The 17,332-nt window shown below is 57.7% G+C and carries 17 protein-coding genes and 1 rRNA gene; 11 read left to right on the forward strand and 7 right to left on the reverse strand.

Features of this window, described 5'->3' with window-relative positions; genetic code table 11:
• Positions 1 to 96, forward strand: a 5S ribosomal RNA gene (gene rrf, locus AAAX32_RS06675); the annotation flags it as partial.
• Positions 97 to 225: 129 nt separating this feature from the next.
• Here rrf and AAAX32_RS06680 read toward each other — a convergent pair.
• A complete protein-coding gene (locus tag AAAX32_RS06680; RefSeq protein WP_148331335.1) occupies positions 226 to 693 on the reverse strand; it encodes a hypothetical protein in 468 nt (155 codons plus the stop codon).
• A 277-nt stretch (positions 694 to 970) separates the two neighbouring features.
• Between AAAX32_RS06680 and AAAX32_RS06685 the strand changes: the two genes are divergently transcribed.
• Entirely contained in the window at positions 971 to 1,402 is a 432-nt protein-coding gene (locus tag AAAX32_RS06685) for an Hsp20 family protein (RefSeq protein ID WP_055310182.1), read from the forward strand.
• 82 nt (positions 1,403 to 1,484) lie between these two features.
• Here AAAX32_RS06685 and AAAX32_RS06690 read toward each other — a convergent pair whose 3' ends face one another.
• A complete protein-coding gene (locus AAAX32_RS06690; protein WP_195544770.1) occupies positions 1,485 to 2,294 on the reverse strand; it encodes an MBL fold metallo-hydrolase in 810 nt (269 codons plus the stop codon).
• 48 nt (positions 2,295 to 2,342) lie between these two features.
• On the opposite strand from AAAX32_RS06690, the gene tilS reads away from it, so the two are divergent.
• From tilS to AAAX32_RS06715, 5 genes are all read left to right on the forward strand, one after another.
• Positions 2,343 to 3,881, forward strand: coding sequence for a tRNA lysidine(34) synthetase TilS (tilS, locus tag AAAX32_RS06695; protein WP_349100325.1), 1,539 nt, complete (start codon positions 2,343 to 2,345; stop codon positions 3,879 to 3,881).
• A gap of 148 nt (positions 3,882 to 4,029) precedes the next feature.
• Positions 4,030 to 4,578, forward strand: coding sequence for a hypoxanthine phosphoribosyltransferase (gene hpt / locus AAAX32_RS06700; protein ID WP_006235600.1), 549 nt, complete (start codon positions 4,030 to 4,032; stop codon positions 4,576 to 4,578).
• 61 nt (positions 4,579 to 4,639) lie between these two features.
• Positions 4,640 to 6,715: an ATP-dependent zinc metalloprotease FtsH gene (gene ftsH / locus AAAX32_RS06705; protein WP_349100326.1), complete on the forward strand. Its 2,076-nt coding sequence runs from the start codon at positions 4,640 to 4,642 to the stop codon at positions 6,713 to 6,715.
• A gap of 189 nt (positions 6,716 to 6,904) precedes the next feature.
• Positions 6,905 to 8,095, forward strand: a complete 1,191-nt coding sequence (locus AAAX32_RS06710) for a pyridoxal phosphate-dependent aminotransferase (RefSeq protein ID WP_349100327.1) — start codon at positions 6,905 to 6,907, stop codon at positions 8,093 to 8,095.
• A 159-nt stretch (positions 8,096 to 8,254) separates the two neighbouring features.
• Positions 8,255 to 9,076 (forward strand): phosphatase, encoded by an 822-nt coding sequence (locus AAAX32_RS06715; protein WP_349100328.1) that lies wholly within the window; start codon positions 8,255 to 8,257, stop codon positions 9,074 to 9,076.
• 82 nt (positions 9,077 to 9,158) lie between these two features.
• Here the strand turns inward: AAAX32_RS06715 and AAAX32_RS06720 are convergent, their stop codons facing one another.
• The 3 genes from AAAX32_RS06720 to AAAX32_RS06730 form a co-directional block, all read right to left on the reverse strand.
• Positions 9,159 to 10,958: a recombinase family protein gene (locus tag AAAX32_RS06720; RefSeq protein ID WP_349100329.1), complete on the reverse strand. Its 1,800-nt coding sequence runs from the start codon at positions 10,956 to 10,958 to the stop codon at positions 9,159 to 9,161.
• A gap of 18 nt (positions 10,959 to 10,976) precedes the next feature.
• Complete coding sequence (locus AAAX32_RS06725; protein ID WP_349100330.1) at positions 10,977 to 11,264, reverse strand: helix-turn-helix domain-containing protein; 288 nt, start codon at positions 11,262 to 11,264, stop codon at positions 10,977 to 10,979.
• 158 nt (positions 11,265 to 11,422) lie between these two features.
• Positions 11,423 to 11,761 (reverse strand): helix-turn-helix transcriptional regulator, encoded by a 339-nt coding sequence (locus AAAX32_RS06730; protein ID WP_152067543.1) that lies wholly within the window; start codon positions 11,759 to 11,761, stop codon positions 11,423 to 11,425.
• Positions 11,762 to 11,951: 190 nt separating this feature from the next.
• On the opposite strand from AAAX32_RS06730, the gene AAAX32_RS06735 reads away from it, so the two are divergent.
• The 4 genes from AAAX32_RS06735 to AAAX32_RS06750 all read left to right on the forward strand — a co-directional run bounded on the left by AAAX32_RS06735 (position 11,952) and on the right by AAAX32_RS06750 (position 15,066).
• A complete protein-coding gene (locus AAAX32_RS06735) occupies positions 11,952 to 12,902 on the forward strand; it encodes a hypothetical protein (RefSeq protein ID WP_349100331.1) in 951 nt (316 codons plus the stop codon).
• The gene (locus AAAX32_RS06740; RefSeq protein WP_349100332.1) at positions 12,903 to 14,051 is read left to right on the forward strand and encodes a hypothetical protein; all 1,149 of its coding nucleotides are present in this window, start codon (positions 12,903 to 12,905) and stop codon (positions 14,049 to 14,051) included.
• Between the two features lie 390 nt (positions 14,052 to 14,441).
• A complete protein-coding gene (locus AAAX32_RS06745; RefSeq protein WP_349100333.1) occupies positions 14,442 to 14,795 on the forward strand; it encodes a hypothetical protein in 354 nt (117 codons plus the stop codon).
• On the forward strand, positions 14,788 to 15,066 hold the full coding sequence (locus tag AAAX32_RS06750) for a hypothetical protein (RefSeq protein WP_349100334.1): 279 nt from the start codon (positions 14,788 to 14,790) through the stop codon (positions 15,064 to 15,066). The genes AAAX32_RS06745 and AAAX32_RS06750 overlap by 8 nt, the downstream gene beginning before the upstream one ends.
• A gap of 39 nt (positions 15,067 to 15,105) precedes the next feature.
• Here the strand turns inward: AAAX32_RS06750 and AAAX32_RS06755 are convergent, their stop codons facing one another.
• Complete coding sequence (locus AAAX32_RS06755; protein WP_349100335.1) at positions 15,106 to 16,632, reverse strand: hypothetical protein; 1,527 nt, start codon at positions 16,630 to 16,632, stop codon at positions 15,106 to 15,108.
• Positions 16,632 to 17,090, reverse strand: a complete 459-nt coding sequence (mobC, locus tag AAAX32_RS06760; protein ID WP_349100336.1) for a plasmid mobilization relaxosome protein MobC — start codon at positions 17,088 to 17,090, stop codon at positions 16,632 to 16,634. Before mobC ends, AAAX32_RS06755 begins: the two co-directional genes overlap by 1 nt.
• Positions 17,091 to 17,332 lie beyond the last annotated feature (242 nt).

The raw sequence follows: 17,332 nt of genomic DNA on the forward strand, positions 1-17,332 counted from the left end.
GGGCACGCCCGGTCCCGTTCCGAACCCGGAAGCTAAGCCCCATCGCGCCGAGAGTACTGCGGGGTCAGCCCGTGGGAGGCCAGGGCGCCGCTGACCGGTGGACGGCACCGAGCCGTACGCTTGAACTGAGAAGGGGGAGGCCTCGCGGCCTCCCCCTTTTTGCGTTTATGGGGCGTAAATGACTCTATTACACCAGACGATCTTATCGTTTTTGGTATTGAGCCTTTATTTAAAGAAGATAAATCGAATAACAAGGGCAACTGCTATGGCCACAATGATCAAAAGCAGGATTGTCAGTCGATGCTGCTTGCGTCGTTTACTTGATGAAACGAAGATTGATTTTCCCTGTTTTGGCGTTTCGAGATAGCGAGCCGAATGCGTCAAGGTTTGCTTTGGTCGAGGACCTCTTTGTTGATGAGTGGCGGATGCTTTCATCGGCTCATCACTAGCTGCGCTGTTTTTAGATAATGGTGCGTCTTTCAGATATACAGGGTCTCCCGAGGCGACGCCCATATGTTTACGCCCCGTTTGGGCATCCTCGAGTGTTTGATATCGATTTCTCGTCACATACTCGGGCTCCGGATCATTAATGGGCTCTTGCGAGATGTGGGGGCGATGGAACCGTGGCGGCTGCGTGGAAGTATCTTCCCCCTGCGTCGGCATAAACATTTTGTTCTGGTTTTGGTCGTCCATGATGCCCTTTAGCTCGTTACCAACAACGTGTACGCGCTCATTGTAAGCCCCTTGTTATTTGTAGCTGGGGACATACTCGGTATTTAAGCTCTGGTTCAAAGAACCTTAACCTTCCTAAAACCTAAGTCATACGCACTTAGATATGCTTATAGTACTGGACTCAAAAAACTTTATAGTCGATGTATATATGAGCACTGGGTGGGCATATATAAGAGCGTCAAAAGAAGTCCCAGTCACCTGGAAGATGACTCGGCAGTCCTATAAAGGAGTGGTAAACATGGCAAGCATGGTTCCTTATCGTTCGGTTTTTGGCGTTCGTCCCTCTGCAAGCTCGCTGTTCGATCTGTTTGATGATATGAGCGACCTAGCGAACAGCTCGATTGCCTCTAAGGCGTTCCCCGTTGACGTTGAGGATAAGGGCGATGGCTATGAGGTCAAGGCTTATCTGACCGGCGTCGCCAAGGACGATATCGATGTCGAGCTTAACGAGGGCCGTCTGTCCATTAGCGTGAATGTCGAGGAAGACGAGGAGAACGAGGGCAAGAACTTCCTGCAGAAGGAGTTCAGCTCGTACAGCGCGACGCGTGGCGTGTATCTTAAGGACGCTTCGAGCGAGGGCCTCTCGGCTAAGTACGCTGACGGCATCCTGACCGTTACGGTTCCCAAGATCGTCGAGAAGAAGAACGTTACGAAGATCTCCATCGAATAACTTCGTTGGTGTTCTTCGCTATTAAAAGACAACAAAAGGGGCTGGGAAGCGATTCCCGGCCCCTTTTGTTGTTTAGGACAGTCTATTGAATGGTTGCCGGTTGATACTGACTCGCAGGGCGTATCGAGAGTTTTCGCGATCCTTGGAGAAGGGTTGCGGAGCTGCCGACCTCGTCATCCAGGGTTGCGGCCAGAGCTTTGGCATAGCTTTTGACGGTAAGGCTCGGACGATTGTTATCTTGGCTGATATGCATGGCAATGAGCTGTTCGGTGCGATCGGTAACAAGTTCGCGCGCGGCTTCGGCGGCTTGGCCATTGGAGAGGTGTCCCCTTTCAGACAGGATGCGCTCCTGAAGAAAGCGGGGATATTCTCCCTCGCGCAGCATGGTCACATCGTGGTTGCTTTCGAGTGCGAGGACTCGACAATCTTTGAGGGTGTTCATGGCTTGGCTCGATAGCTCTCCGGTGTCGGTGGCAAAGCCGATGGAATCATCGAGGGTGTCGAATCGATAGCCGACTGGATTGATGACATCGTGTGACGTTGAGTAGGTTTGCACGTGGATGCCGGCAATGGATAGGGTGTCACCGGGATCGAATTCCTCGACAGGCAGATGCGAAAGATTTTCTTTGCTCGAAAGAGTGCCCCTGCTGGCAAAGAGGGGGCCGTGCCAGTGCTTGCACCAGACATCGAGGCCCTTGATGTGATCGCTATGCTCATGAGTAATGAGAAGAGCCGAGACGTTGTCTGCCGAGAGCCTCAGTTCTGCCATGCGCTTTAATGTCTCGCGGGGAGACAGTCCGTCATCGACCATAATGAGCCCCTGCGGGCCCTCGATGAGTGCGCAGTTGCCTTTAGAGCCACTGCCGAGGATATGAAGGTGCAGGCAAGACATAAGATTCCAAAGGATACAATGGGTGCGGACGAATAAAGGAGGAAGCGAATGCCAACGGTATCACAGCATTACGGACACCATGCCGTGCCTGGGGCAGTCGATGAGACCCGGACGAGGCAGCAGGCAGCTCCTGTCGTGCTCATGGTATCAGGCGGCGCGGACTCGACGGCACTGCTTCTTATGGCGTGCACATCAAAGCTGGATATCCAAGACGGACGCGGTGTTGCCCCCATTGCTCGCGAGCGCCTGCATGTGCTGCATGTAAACCATCATCTGCGCGGCAAGGCGTCCGATGGCGACGAGGCCTTTGTGCGTGAGCTCTGCGCGCAATATGGTTTACCGCTGTGTGTGGAGCACGCTTATTTTGATGGGGAGTCGGGCAATATTGAGGCCGCGGCCCGCGAGGTGCGCTATGCCGCGGCGCGGAGGTATGTTCGCGAACTCTGCGCCCAGACGGGGGTGCCGCGAACGGCGGCTCGTATCTGCACCGCGCACACGTCTTCGGATCGCGCGGAAACGTTTTTGATGAACGCGATTAAGGGTTCGGGGCCCGCTGGTCTATCGAGCATTCCTCGCCGGAGGAATATCGTGGTGCGTCCCTTGCTCGACCTAACTCATGGCGAGCTTGTGGGCTATCTACAGGTACATGGTCAGCCGTGGCGTGAAGACGAGAGCAATGAGGATATCTCGTATCTGCGAAACTACGTGCGCCATCGGGTAATGCCAGTGGTGGCACAGCGTAATGCGAGCGTGTGCAAGACGATTGGCGCCGCCTGTGAGATCTTGGGTGACGAAGACGCGTTTCTATCCCAGCTGTCGGCGCAGGCGTTTCGAAGCTGCCTGCGCAAGGAGGCGGCGGGCGCGCTAGTGCTCGATGCCAGACGCCTTGCTGCGGCCGAGGTGGTAATCGCGCGGCGCATCGTGCGACTGGCGATTAAGCGCATCGATCCGGACGCTCGTCCAGAGATGCGACATGTGGAGCGAGTCCTTTCCTGCGTTGCCGAGGGCGCCGGCTCGGTCACGCTTCCGGCGGGGATTGACGCACGCATTGAGTTTGGCATGCTGGCGTTTAAGGCGCCGGCGGCTCGCGAGGGCCTGGTCGCGGACTGGGTTACCGTACCCGGTCGTTTGCCGTTGGGCGGGGGACGTATGCTGGTCACAGAACCGATGGCCGTTGAGCCGGGATGCGATATCGTGCGTCGCGCCCGTGAGCTTGCGGCTGCCGGGGAAGTGACAGCTTTGGTAGACGCGGCTGCCCTGGGTTTTGCCGACAGCGATAGTGAGCGGATCCTGGTGGGCTCGCGTGGCAAGATCCCTGTCGAGGCGCGATTGGCGCGCCTGTGGGTGGACGGTCCCGCACCGGGAGACGTGATGTGCCCGTTAGGGATGAGTGGCCGAAGCAAGAAAGTATCCGACTTGCTAGGCGAGGCTCGCATTCCCGTTTCCGAGCGCGCCGGCGTGCCCATGGTGAGGACGGCGCCGGGAGGTGCCGTGGTGTGGGTCGCCGGAGTTCGCGCGGACGAGCGTTTTAAGTGCACGGCCGCAACGCGCGTGGCATATCTGCTTCGTGTGGTCGATGCGGAATAGCGTCCTACGCCAGCTATTCTGTGCGGCGTTGACGGTATTCCCGCGCTGATGGTGCGCGGGCTGGAAAATATACCCCGTGCGCTGCTAGAATGTGTAGTTCGCGTCCATACGGCGGTGTGTGGGCGATTAAGCACAAGAAAGGGTTGTCATGGCTTCTCAACATCCGGATATCGAGAAGGTTCTGTTTACGCAGGAGGATATCGACGGCATCGTTTCTCGCCTGGGCGAGGAGATCACTCGCGACTACGCGGGTAAGGATCTGGTGCTGATCGCGGTTCTGCGCGGTGCCGTTGTCTTTATGGGCGACCTGATGCGCAAGATTGAGCTACCGACCAACATCGATTTCATGGCTGTTTCGAGCTATGGCGACGGTGTGAAGTCTTCGGGCATCGTGCGTATCATTAAGGATCTGGATATCGACATCCGTGGTCGCGACGTGCTGATCGTCGAGGACATTCTGGACTCGGGCCTGACCCTCAAGTACCTGATGAAGAACCTCGAGAGCCGCAAGCCCGCTTCGCTGGAGGTCGCTGCCTTCCTGTGGAAGGACGTTGAGGACCGCACCTCGGCCATCACGCCCAAGTATGTTGGAACCCATTGCCCCGATGCCTTTGTGGTGGGCTACGGCCTCGACTATGCCGAGCGCTATCGTAACCTTCCGTATCTGGGCATTTTGAAACCGGAGGTTTATTCGTAAGATGCCCGACGACCATAACGATAACAATTCCCAGACTCCCCGGGAGCCTAAGATCCCGGGGATGCCCGGAGGCAAGAAGCCCACGCGTACGGGCTGGCTGTATTTTCTTTTGGCTTGCGCGCTTCTGGGCTATGCCTTCTTTAATATGGGTTCCGGCTTTGCCAGCTCCAGCAATACCGTTAAGCTCGCGACGAGCGAGATGGTCAGCGCCATCAAGCAGGATTGCGTCGAAGATCTGACCTATACGGTTCAAGACGGAAGCGTGACGGGTCATTACTGGAAGACAAAAAAGGACAAGGGCGATACGAGCGAGCTCAAGAGCTTCTCTTCGACCTATGTCGGCTCCGATTCGCTTGCCGAGCTCATGGCGGAGCACCCCGATACCAAGTACATCGTCAACACCAACGATCCCGATTTTTGGGGCGACTTGGCGATGAGTGTGCTTCCGACGATCGCCCTTATCGCCATCATGTTCTACTTTATGCGCCAGATGATGGGCGCCAACAACAGGAACATGCAGTTTGGCAAGACCAACGCCAAGACCAACGAGGCCACACGCCCCAAGGTCAAGTTTGAAGACGTTGCCGGAGTGGACGAGGCAGTCGAGGAGCTCGAGGAGATCCGTGACTTTTTGAGCGATCCGGATCGCTATCGCAAGCTGGGCGCCAAGATCCCGCGTGGCGTGTTGCTGGTTGGCCCTCCGGGCACCGGTAAAACGCTGCTGGCCAAGGCCGTTGCCGGCGAGGCGGGCGTGCCGTTCTTTAGCATCTCGGGTTCCGACTTTGTCGAGATGTTCGTAGGTGTCGGCGCCAGCCGTGTGCGTGACCTCTTTAAGGAGGCCAAGTCCCAGGCCCCGTCGATCATCTTCATCGATGAGATCGATGCCGTGGGACGTCAGCGCGGAGCTGGCTTGGGCGGCGGTCACGACGAGCGCGAGCAGACGCTCAACCAGCTGCTGGTCGAGATGGACGGCTTTGAGGAAAGCGAGTCGGTCATCCTGATCGCCGCCACCAACCGCCCCGACATTCTGGATCCGGCGCTGCTGCGTCCCGGTCGTTTTGACCGTCAGGTTACGGTCGACCGTCCGGATGTGAAGGGCCGCGAGCAGATCTTGCGCGTGCATGCCGAGAACAAGCCGATGGACGAGGACGTTAAGTTTGAGAAGCTCGCCCAGATGACCGTTGGCTTCACTGGTGCCGATCTGGCAAATCTGCTCAACGAGTCTGCGCTGTTGGCTGCCCGCCGCCATCGTTCCGTGATCTCGATGGACGAGGTCGAGGAATCGATGGAGCGCGTGATTGCCGGACCGCAGCGCAAGGGTCGCGTGATGACCGAGGCCGAGCGCACCACGATTGCCTACCACGAGAGCGGTCACGCCCTGGTGGGTCACATCCTGGAGCACTCCGATCCGGTCCACAAGATCTCGATCGTCAGCCGCGGCCAGGCTTTGGGTTACACGCTGCAGCTTCCGCAGGAGGACCACTTCCTCAAGACCAAGAACGAGATGCTCGACGAGCTCGCCGTGTTCTTGGGTGGCCGCGTTGCCGAGGAACTCATGTGCGACGACATCACGTCGGGCGCGAGCAACGATCTGGAGCGCGCGACCAAGATGGCGCGCGAGATGGTCACGCGCCTGGGCATGAGCGAGGAGCTTGGAACGCAGGTGTTTGGTGAGGCGCAGCATCAGGTATTCCTGGGCCGCGACTATGCCGATCATCAGGACTACTCTGAGGAGACGGCGCGTCGCATCGACATTGAGGTCCAGCGCATTATGCGTGAGGCCCATCGTCGTGCGGTCGAGATCCTGGATGCCCGTCGCGATCAGCTCGACCTGATGGCCAAGGTGCTGCTCGAGCGCGAGACCGTCGAGGGTGACGCCGTGAACGCCCTGCTCGACAACGAGTGGGACGCCTACCTTGAGCGCGAGGGCGATATCCTGGCGGCCAAGGAGGAGCGCAATGCCAAGGCGGCCGGCATGCCGACCAAGAAGCGCACGCCCCGTATGAGCGAGGAAGAGCTGGCGGCTGATGCCGCGGCCTTTGCGCAGGCGGCCATGCAGGAGGATGCCGAAGTCGCATCCGATGATGCTGGCGATGACCATGCCGTCGTCGATGCCGACGCCGACGCCGACAAATAGTCTTTGTGGCGAAAGCCTCCGCGGGGAAACCTGCGGAGGCTTTTTCTTTTGAGCGATATGGGGCCGTCTGTTGATTGGGGACAGACTTAAATGAGCGTTTTCACGCATTTAAGTCTGTCCCCAATTAACATTGCTGCGGCACTTTGCTCGGCTAAAGCGTACAATAGCGCCTATGCGAAAGGGGAACAGATGATCAACGAAACTATGTATGCTCGCGGCGCGGAAAGCTCCATCATCCGTGAGATTTTTAGCTATGGCCTTGAGCGCAAGGCGCAGATCGGTGCGGAAAACGTATTCGATTTTTCGCTGGGCAATCCGAGCGTTCCGGCGCCCGCTGCTGTGGCTGAGTCGATTAAGAAGGCCCTGGAGCTGCCGAGCGACCAGCTGCACGGCTACACGCCCGCACCGGGCCTGCCGCAATGTCGTGCCGCTGTGGCCGAATCGCTCAACCGCCGCTTTGGCACGAGCTATGAGGGCAAAGACGTATTTATGACGGTGGGTGCCGCGGCTTCGCTCACCTGCACGCTCAACGCCGTTACGAACCCGGGCGACGAGGTTATTGTTATCGCCCCGTACTTTCCGGAGTATCGCGTTTGGATTGAGAAGGCCGGCTGTACGTGTGTTGAGGCGCTCGCCGATGAAGATACGTTCCAGCTGAGCGTGGACAACGTGCTCAAGGCGATCAGCGATAAGACGGCGGCCGTCATCATTGACTCTCCCAACAATCCGACCGGTGCCGTATATACATGCGACACGCTGACGCGACTGGCCAATGTTCTGCGCGAGGCCAACGCTCAGCGCGATCCCGAGAATCCGATTATGCTCATCTCGGATGAGCCGTACCGCGAGATTGTGTACGGTGCCGAGGTACCTTGGGTGCCCTCGATCTACGAGCACACCATCGTGTGCTACTCGTATTCCAAGTCGCTGTCGCTGCCGGGCGAGCGCGTGGGGTGGATCTTGGTTCCCAACACCAATCCGCAGGCTGCCCGTCTGATGCCGGCTGTTGCGGGTGCTGCCCGTACGCTGGGCTTCGTGTGCGCACCGGCGCTCTTCCAGCGCGTGATTATCGATTGCATCGATGAGCCGAGTGACGTTGAGGCCTATGCACGCAACCGCACGGCGCTTACCGATGCGCTAGCGGAGTACGGCTACACCTATGTTGAGCCGGATGGCGCGTTCTACCTATGGGTGAAAGCGCTGGAGCCCGATGCGAACGCCTTCTGCGAGCGCGCGAAGAAGTACGAACTGCTCGCAGTGCCCTCGGACAGCTTTGGCATGCCGGGCTGGTTCCGCTTGGGCTACTGCGTGAGCTACGAGACTATCGTCAACTCACTGCCTGCCTGGAAGCAGCTGGCCGACGAGTATCGTCAAAAGTAAAGCGCTCTGCTTACAATGTTTTACGTGAAACGGGGTTTGGTTTTAAACCAGACCCCGTTGTCATGGACGTTGTGTCGTTGGGATGGAGCGGTTTTACGACCATCGAATGCTATGCGTACAATGAATATACGCGACGGCCATACCGGATAAGGAGACCCGATGCCCTACCTGCTTTCTTGTGATATCCATACTCATACGATGTTCTCCGCGCATGCGTATTCAACCATCGAGGAGAACATATATTGGGCGGCAGAGCGTGGCCTGCAGGTACTTGGATCTGCCGACCATTTAAGCTCGATGGTTACGCCTTGCCCCAATGACCTGCGCAGTTTCCAGTTCTTTATCAACCAGGACATCTGGCCGCGCATTTGGAGTGGCGTGCTGGTGCTTCGCGGTGCCGAGGCCGATATCGTTTCGCTGGACGGAAGCTTGTTTGGCGAGGACATTCCCGTGTCGTTCGATATTGCTGGCGATTCGTACAGTCACCAGCATTCGCTGTTCAATTTGGTGACGCGTAATTTGGATTATTTGGTGGCAAGCGTGCATAACCCGCAGTTTGCCGAAGGCGCGACGCTCGCCCAAACGACCCAGATGTACATCAATGCCCTGGAGCACCCCAAGGTGTTCATGCTGGGGCATACGGGGCGCTCGGGCGTGCCGTTCGATATCGATGAGGTGCTGTTGGCGGCCAAGGCCAAGCACAAGATTATCGAGATCAACAACCATAGCCTTGAGCATGGCACGGATGCCGAGCATTGGAACGTGTGTCGCAAGATCGCCGAGCGCTGCGCCGAGCTGGGCGTGGGCATTGGCGTGTCGACTGATGCGCACATTGGTATGGCCATTGGCAAGCTTGACCAGGCGCGCAAGATGCTCGACGAGATTCACTTCCCGTTGGATTTGATCGTGACGCGTGACCGCGAGACGCTGCTGCGCGAGATGGCGGCAGCCGGCGTGTGCGATTTGCGCAAGGGGATGTAACGAGGCTCATATGCCCAACGAAGGGGGGGGGCGGTCCAGACGGGCCGCCCCCTTTCTTGTCCCAAAAATCTACCGGGGTTGGTTAGCGGCGCTCTAGGACCGCTACTGTTTCAACGGTATCTTCGCCAACCCGAGAATTTTTCTCGGAAACATATTCTGTCGTTTCCAAGCGGTTGAACTCCTTGACGCCGAGTGCATCATAAGCCTCTTCGGGCAACGTAGGATAAAAGGATACGGGGCACTTGAAGCGCACGCGCGTCACAATCGTGTCACCCTTCTTCGGGTTTGCGTCAGGATTTATCTCAACGCTATCCACTACCTGCCGCAGAATCTCCTTCTTACGCACAGGGTCATACTCGTCGAAATGCTCACGAAACTCGTCAAGCATCTCGTATATGCGAGCAGTCGTCACTTGCTTCTCCTTGGCGCTCTCCAGCTTCGACTTTGCGTCATCGAACGCAGTCTCGATGTCTGCGTACTCGTCATATAGCTTATCGAGCCGCGCCTGCATATCCTCGTACTTACGCTCATAGCTACGGTCGGACACGTCCAAAGAATCGAGCTTGCGGGACAGCATGCGCCTTGCCGCCTTGTTGTTGTCCAGTGCCTTGCCTATGCGTTCCACGTCCGCTTCCAGCTTCTCAATATCCACAGCGGCATCAAGCTCGTCGCGCACACGCTCTTCGAATACATCGGAGTAGGCGGCACGTGCTATGACCTCGATTACTTCTCTGTCGATGTACTCTTGCTTGAACTGGCGGGTAAACGTGCAACTTGGCCCGAACTGTTTCTTGCTGTATTTGCAGGCGTACGCGTAGGTGGACTTGCCTACAGTCCCGTCCTTCTTTCGCTTTCCGTGTGAGACGTTGGCAATCATCTTGCGCCCGCATACCGGGCAGATGAGCATTCCCGTGAGAAGATGCACGTGCTCGCCAGTCTTTGCTTCCGGGAACGGATGAGACTCCTCGGCCATGCGCTCCTGTGCCGCGTTCCATGTAGCCTCGTCAATGATGGCCTCGTGTTCTCCATCGTACACGTCATAATCGGACTGCTTAATCATGCGGTATTCGTTGCGCTTGCCCTTGACGGGTGTCGTCCTGCGACGTCCGTAAGCGATTTTTCCAATATATACAGGGTTGCACAGTACGTTCTTTAGAAACGTCGGGACAAAGTGCTCGTACTTGCCGTTCCCACGGACATTCTTACGGTATCCCTGCGCATTAAGCCAAGATGCGAGCGCCATAACGCCCTTGCCGTTCTTGGTGTACTCGCGGAATATGATGCGAACGATTTCCGCCTCGTCTTCGTCGATTTCCAGATGCCCCTTGCCCTTTTCGTCCTTGACGAGCTTATAGCCATAGGGGGCTTGTCCGCCATTCCACTTTCCCTCGCGGGCCTTCTGCTCGCGCCCAGCCATCGTCTGAACAAGGATGTTTTCACGTTCCATTTCTGCGAACGCCGACATGAACGCAATCATCATCTTGCCCATCTGGGCTTCGCTGTTGATGCCATCCTTGACGCAGACGAGGTTTGTTCCGTAATCCTGCATAAGCTGAAGCGACGAAAGTGCGTCTGCTGCGTTACGCCCGAAACGGCTCAGCTTGAACACAAGAACATAGTTCACGCGAACACCGGATTTTATCTCTTCCATCATCTCTTGGAAGTGGGGACGCCCGGTGATGTTCTTACCTGAATATCCATCGTCAATATATTCGTGCAAGATGCGGAGGTTATTTCGCTTTGCATAGTCGCGCAGGTCGTACAGCTGCGCCTCGATTGATTCCCCATTCTCCACCTGCATCTTCGTGGAGACGCGAACATACAGGAAGCAGGTTTTTGCCTTGTCGGCCACCCCCTCGCGTAATTCTTTATTTGTACTCATGAAAATCCACCTCGGTTATTACTGTGTATTTGCCTGAGACTTAATAAGTGCTTTCAGCTCATCGTTTTGACGGTCGAGTGTGTCGATGCACTCTTGCAAGTATTTATTCTCCTGTTCGAGGTCGTACACCTTGCGAATGAGGAAAATCAGAAATGGAGCCGGCTTGCGGTCTCCAATCTCCCAATGTTGCAGCGAGCGTATAGGGATTCCAAAATGCTCGCAGAACTCGGAGCGCTTCATACCGTACAGCTCGCGCATGTGTTTAAGCTCCTCGGCTGGAGTCATGCTGTCTGTGTTCTCATCCATTGAAATCACCCCCATTTATGTAGGTATTATGCGCCCAAACGTGTATTTTGTCAATAGCCTGTGGGTGTATATAGGCAACATAAGCGACCTATGGGCGCACGAAAAAAGCCCGGCACCTATTCGTACCGGGCTTTCACAAGTTGAGGCCGTGAATCAATTCAATCACCCACGTGCTTGTCCAGTGAAACCTTGAGAGCTTCGAGCGTATCAATAATCACATAGAGCTGTTCCGTCGTGCATGAATCAAGCAGATTCTGTATGTGTTCCGACGCAACCGTCTTGGAAAATCGTGGGGTGTCGTAAAGCAGAGCATCCGTCTGCACCGAAAGAGCCTCAGCAATGTTTACGAGAACCGGAAGGCTCAGCTTGGTGTTCCCGGTCTCGATGTGGCTCATATGCGTTGCAGAAATGCCCGCCTTCTCGGCAAGAGCCTCCTGCGACAGACCGCATGCCTTGCGATAGCGGCGTATGCGCTGTCCTATTTCGTAGTATTTCATCCTCTAACCGCCCATACAATTCATCTACTTTTGAATCGTATGGAGAATGTGTGTACAATTTAATAATCTGTATAGGCCTTTTTCAGCCCATACACTTCATATTCTTCTGGCCCCGACATATCATTAGACCCGCATCCGCTTCGATGCGGCGGGTGAGGCTAAAAATCTTAATCATTTGGAGGTACATAGGATGAAGAAGAGAAGACTTACCGCAGCTGCGGTAGCCACTGCATGCCTGCTCACACTCACACTCGCAGGCTGTGGGGGTGCAAACGATGTGAAGAGTGCGAGTGAGCCGCTTGCTGTATCTCAGGCTTTCGGGCAGAAAAGCGTATGGGTGCAGTACAACAAGAATGACGCAATAGAGAAAGACGGAGAAATTGACCGCATTCTTGTCTTTGACGGAAAGGGCAACGTCACCGCATACCAATGCGATGGAGCGACATTCGCAGACTTGAACGGTAAGTCTGACGATGAAATTGTTGAAATGGCAAAGGAGCAAGACAAGAAGGCGTTCGACGCAGAACGTAAGGACGCCCTCGACAGTACAGCTCCGGCTATTGAGCACATTCAAAGCGCCTACGATGCTCTGAAAGATGAGTCCGACAGCGGCACGTACACGTCCTGGCTTGGCGGAAGCGCACTGTCAGACCTAACCGACGCTGATTTAGAACAGACGAAGTCTATTTACAACCAAACGCTCTCCGAATTGGAAGCTCTACTGAACGCGGCGAAAGACGGTCAGGCCGCAACTAAGTCGGCTACGTATCAGGAACCGAAGGCTCAGCCGTACACGCTTCGCATTGAGACAGACGGCACCGGAAACAACACGCAGAGCGAGACGATATCCTTCGACGCCCCTTCGTATTCCTTCTACAAAGCGCAGTTAGGCCACATTGGGGAGTCAGACTACGAAGAGCAAACCCCTGCCGATGTACTCAATTGGGGTATAAACGTAAGCTATATCGAAGCCGGGAAGGCAACTCGCAACGAGCGCATCGAGCTTTTTTCGCCTGTCAATAAGCAGACCGTCTACGACACGACATTCGCCGGCTTCAGCGGGCTTGCCACAATAGTCAACGAAAACCACGCCGGCTTCGTGTTAGACACCCCTGACACAAAAGGGATAGAGGTGGACTAAATGGAAAAGGCAATCGAATGGGTTAAAAGCCACAAGCCACATACAGCGGCCATAGCAATCGTAGTCGTTGCCGTCATAGCCGTGTCGATTGCCGCAGCATCAGGCGCTTTCACACAGCAAGACAAGACCGATACCGACGAACAAAAGACCGTCGATGTGACCCTCAGCGTCACGGCCGACCACGGCTGGGACGAGAACTCCACGCCCGCCATCGCCCATATCGAGGGCAACGACGTGGACTTCTACCACGCGGTGACCCCCGATGCCGAGGGCAACAAGGGCACTTCCACGGTCGAACTCGCCGAGGGCGACTACACCGTGAGCTTCGTCAGCCCCGTCAACTCCGACGGTTCCGCATTCGACATCTACGACACGGGCGCTCCCGTCGACATCACCGTCGACGCCGACGCGAAGACCGCACCCGCCGTCAACTGCCCTATGGCGCAGATTCCCGCCGACAAGGTCACCGACGATATGCTCGCCGACATCGTCGACAAGACCAAGGACGCCATCAAGAAGGGTGACGAGACCTTGAAGGGCGATGCCGGCACTGGCATCCTCGACAAGCTCGACGGCAACGTCGCCAAGAACCCGAACGCGAGCGACAAGACCAAGCAGGAGGCGACTGACGCCGACAAGGACGTCGATGTCAACGACAAGCCTGCACAGACGACGCCGTCTGCCAAGAATGACGACGCCAAGGCTGACAGCAACAAGAGCAACGCTGGTTCCCAGTCTTCCAACACTGGTTCTTCGAACTCTGGCAATTCCGGTTCGACTTCCAGCAAGCCTTCTCAATCCAGCCAGCCTTCCAAGCCCGCCCATACGCACACCTGGGTGAACCATACGGCTACCCGTAACGTCTGGGTGAGCAACTGGGTCGACGTGCCCGACTACGGCACTCAGCAGGTTCAGACTGGAACTCGCTGGGTATTCCCCGAGGACGGTTACGCCACGACCAGTCTTAGCGATGCCAAGGCGCACGCTGTAGCACTCGTTAAGCAGGGTTGTATGGGTAACTATCACACCGAGCCTGTCTACGAGAACCAGACGGTTCAGACTGGTTCCCACAAGGAAGACCACGGCACCTGGCAAACCGAAACCTACGTGGACTACGTGTATTGCAGTTCGTGCGGTGCTCGTCAGTAACGGGTGACGTAACCACCAGTAAAGACAGCATCATCACGGCACGTACGTCCGTTTTCCGAACAAGGGGAGCATCCGCATAACGGGTGCTCCCCTTGTTTTTTGCCCAGATGCTCCGGAATACCGCGAAACAGGATCAGCAACAGCGCACCGACCTTTGAAGGGCTTTTCGAGGTCTTTCGGTGGGCTGTTCTGAGACCTTTTCGCGCCCCTGCCCGAACAAAGCCCCTGCGAAGGTCTTTCGGTGGGCTGTGCTGAGCCCATTTCGCGCCCCTGCCCGAACAGAGCCCCCGCGAAGGTCTTTCGGAGGTCTTTCGCTGGGCTTTGGATGGGCATGCGTGAAAGACGCCTGCGGCGTCGGGTGCCTCTGAAACGAAGATAAGGAGGTACACGATGGACAAGGAGCGTCTTGAACCCAACAGCCCCCAGGAGGAGGCCATGTGGAGGGCGCAGGTGCTCAGGCGCACCGCCCGCATCTGCTCGGCGAAGGCCAAGGAGCTTGAGCGCATGTCGAAGGTGGACGGGAACACCCCCATGCGCGACAGCGGCACCCTGAAGGACGTGCTCAAGCGCATCGACAACGTGATGGAGTGGCGGTTCGTGAACGCGCTGGGCGAGGTCGTCCTCGACGGGGACATCCTCATGGAGAGCATCGACTGCGAGACCCTGCGCACCATGCGCTACTGCGTGGCGGAATACCTCAAGCGAATCGAGGAGCGGGAAGCGGAGGGGAAAAGCGATGAGTGACTACGGCATCAAGACCTACGCCGACCTTGCCGAGACGTGCAGCGGGATGGTGCTCGCGAACGAGATTGCCAACCGCCCGCTCGAACCTGTGAGCGGGGACTGGGCACCGTGGGAGGAGATTTTCCAGTGGTACATCGTGCAGGACCCGTCGTTTATCATGGAGCACACCGACGAGCCGGTGTTCCACGACGAGGAGCTTGACCTGTACGTGTGGGGAATCACGCACTTCGGGACCAGCTGGGACTACGTGCCGGCACCTGAAATCCATTGAAAAAGGGAGCAGCCTGACGCTGCTCCCTTATCTTTTCGGCTACTCGCCGAACTGCTTGCCCTTGTCCGCCGACCTCGGCGTACTTGGGCTGACACTTCGCGCCCTGGCATAGCGCGCCTGCATGGTCTTGGCATGTGCCTTGACCTCGCGCTCGTCCTCGTCGGACAATGCCTTCTCCGCCGCCTTGAGGCGCTTCTCGGCGTCCCACATGCTCTTGCGGGACTCGTAGACGCGCCTCTCCGCCTCCTCGCGCTGCCTGCGACGCTCCTCCGCGAGCGCCTCCTGAATCATCATGCGCAGCATCATGGCGGTCATGTCGGCCATCATGCGGGACACGGGGTCACGGGCGTTGCACCCCGCCTTGGCGAACACGTGCATGCCGGCCAGAAGCCCCGGACACGGGTGTTGCAGGGTGTCGCGTGCCTCCTTGGAGGCATGGAACCCGCGCCTTGCAGCGTCCACGTCCTCGCGCAGCTTCGCCAGCTGCTCGTCCGGGTGTTTGCGCGCCTCAACAATCTGCCGATAGCGCTCGTCCATGAAGGGCTTGCCCTCCTCGCGTGAGCGGTGGATGTGCGCCTTCTGAAGGTCGGACGCCATCTCCGACACGTACGCCCGGTCGAGGTCGTACACGTCGATAGCGGAATCCGTAGAGGGCCGCTCCTCCGGCGCTACCGTCTCGGGCACGTCGGGAAGGACCTCCGGTGCCGGGGCGTCCTGCTGCTGTGCCTCAAGCTCGTGCTGCTTCGCCTCGAAGTACGCCTCGATGCCCTCGCGGGTCAGGTCGTCGGCGAGGTTGGAGGCACGGCGCTTGCGGGTGCGGCGCTTCGGTCCCCACTCGTCCACGGCCTTGTAGGACCATCCCGTCGTGACCTCGCCGGTCTTCCTGTCGGTCTTCGAGGTCTCCTTCAGCGTCACGCCGCTCAGCCCGAGATTGCGCCTGAACTCGTCCAGCGTGCCGGAGCGGTCGCGGGCACCCGCCACCCTGTCGCCGAGCCTTCTGTCGAAGGAATCCGGCTGGAACGTCTCGCGCTTCTGCTCCCAGAGGGACATCTCCCTGTCCGCTCCCAGCACCTGAAAGCCGCACGCACGGCTCAGCTCGTCATTGACCGCCTTCACGCGCGGAGCGTAGAGGCTCGTGTCCCCCTTGTTGATGACCTGACCGGTACGGGCATCGTGATTCGCAATTGTCGCGTGCGCGTGCACGCAGCCTCCCTCGCCGTCCACGTGCATGGTGACCCAGCACATGGAGTCGGGGGCAAGCTCGTGGCACAGCGTGTACGCGTACTCCATGCCACGCTGGATGTCGTCGGCCTTGCTTGGGTCAAGCTCGTCGGTCGCCCATGAGATGCGCAGCTCGTAGCCCTCGTTGACCGCGTTCGGGTGGCGATGCCTCTGCCCCTCGCAGTAGACAATGAAGTCCCCTCTCGAGGCGGCGTCACCCATCTGCGCGGCGATGCGGTCCGTGCCGTTTTCCAGATGAGCGCGTCTGCGCTTTCCCTCGCCGAACTCGGTGTACGACATGCGCCCGCGCACGTTCGGAAGCGACTGCACATGCGTCGTTGACATCAGACATCGCCTCCCGTCTCGGCGTACGCCTGCAAATCCGCACGCAGTCCCTCGACTTGCGCCCGGAGCTTGTCCACCGAATCGCGGAAATCGCGGAACGCTTCCGCCTCGTCCTTCGTCCTCATTTCCTCACGCGTCGCGTCGAGCATTCCCATGCCGCTCAAGCGCCGGTTGCGCGCGCGTGCAATCTGATTCATGTTGACGCCGATGCGGTTCAGCTCGACACGGACACGGTCCAGGGCCGGGACGTCCAGAACCACCTCGCGGCTGGACGGCGCGTACCGACTCGAGTACAGCGCGCCGCGAAGAAAGTTGGAACGCGAGCGCGTCTTGCGCTGCTCGTCCAGCAGGGAAAGCTCCGCGTCGCTCATACGCACCTGAACCACCTTGTCACGGCGGTCTTTCACGTACTTCTGGCGCGTCGCCTTCCCGCTTCTTTTTTCATACGTTTCCGCCATGCGGAACACCTCCTTTGCTGCTATCCGAAACGCCCGCCTGCGGCGGACAATCCGAAATGCCGTTTTCGGCTAATCTCACAACGTCTCTGCGCAAAGGGGAAAAGAGCAAGCATTGACTTCGTACGTACAAATTGCGATTCTCGCAATTTGCCCTACTCCGTCAGCTTGCGAGGGGGCGGCTGCGCCGTCCCCTTCGAACCCCCGCCTTTTGTCCACCGAGCCTCGCCCGTCCATGTCGGACA

Source organism: Collinsella sp. CLA-ER-H3 (assembly GCF_040092425.1).
In the GTDB taxonomy this organism is placed as follows: domain Bacteria; phylum Actinomycetota; class Coriobacteriia; order Coriobacteriales; family Coriobacteriaceae; genus Collinsella.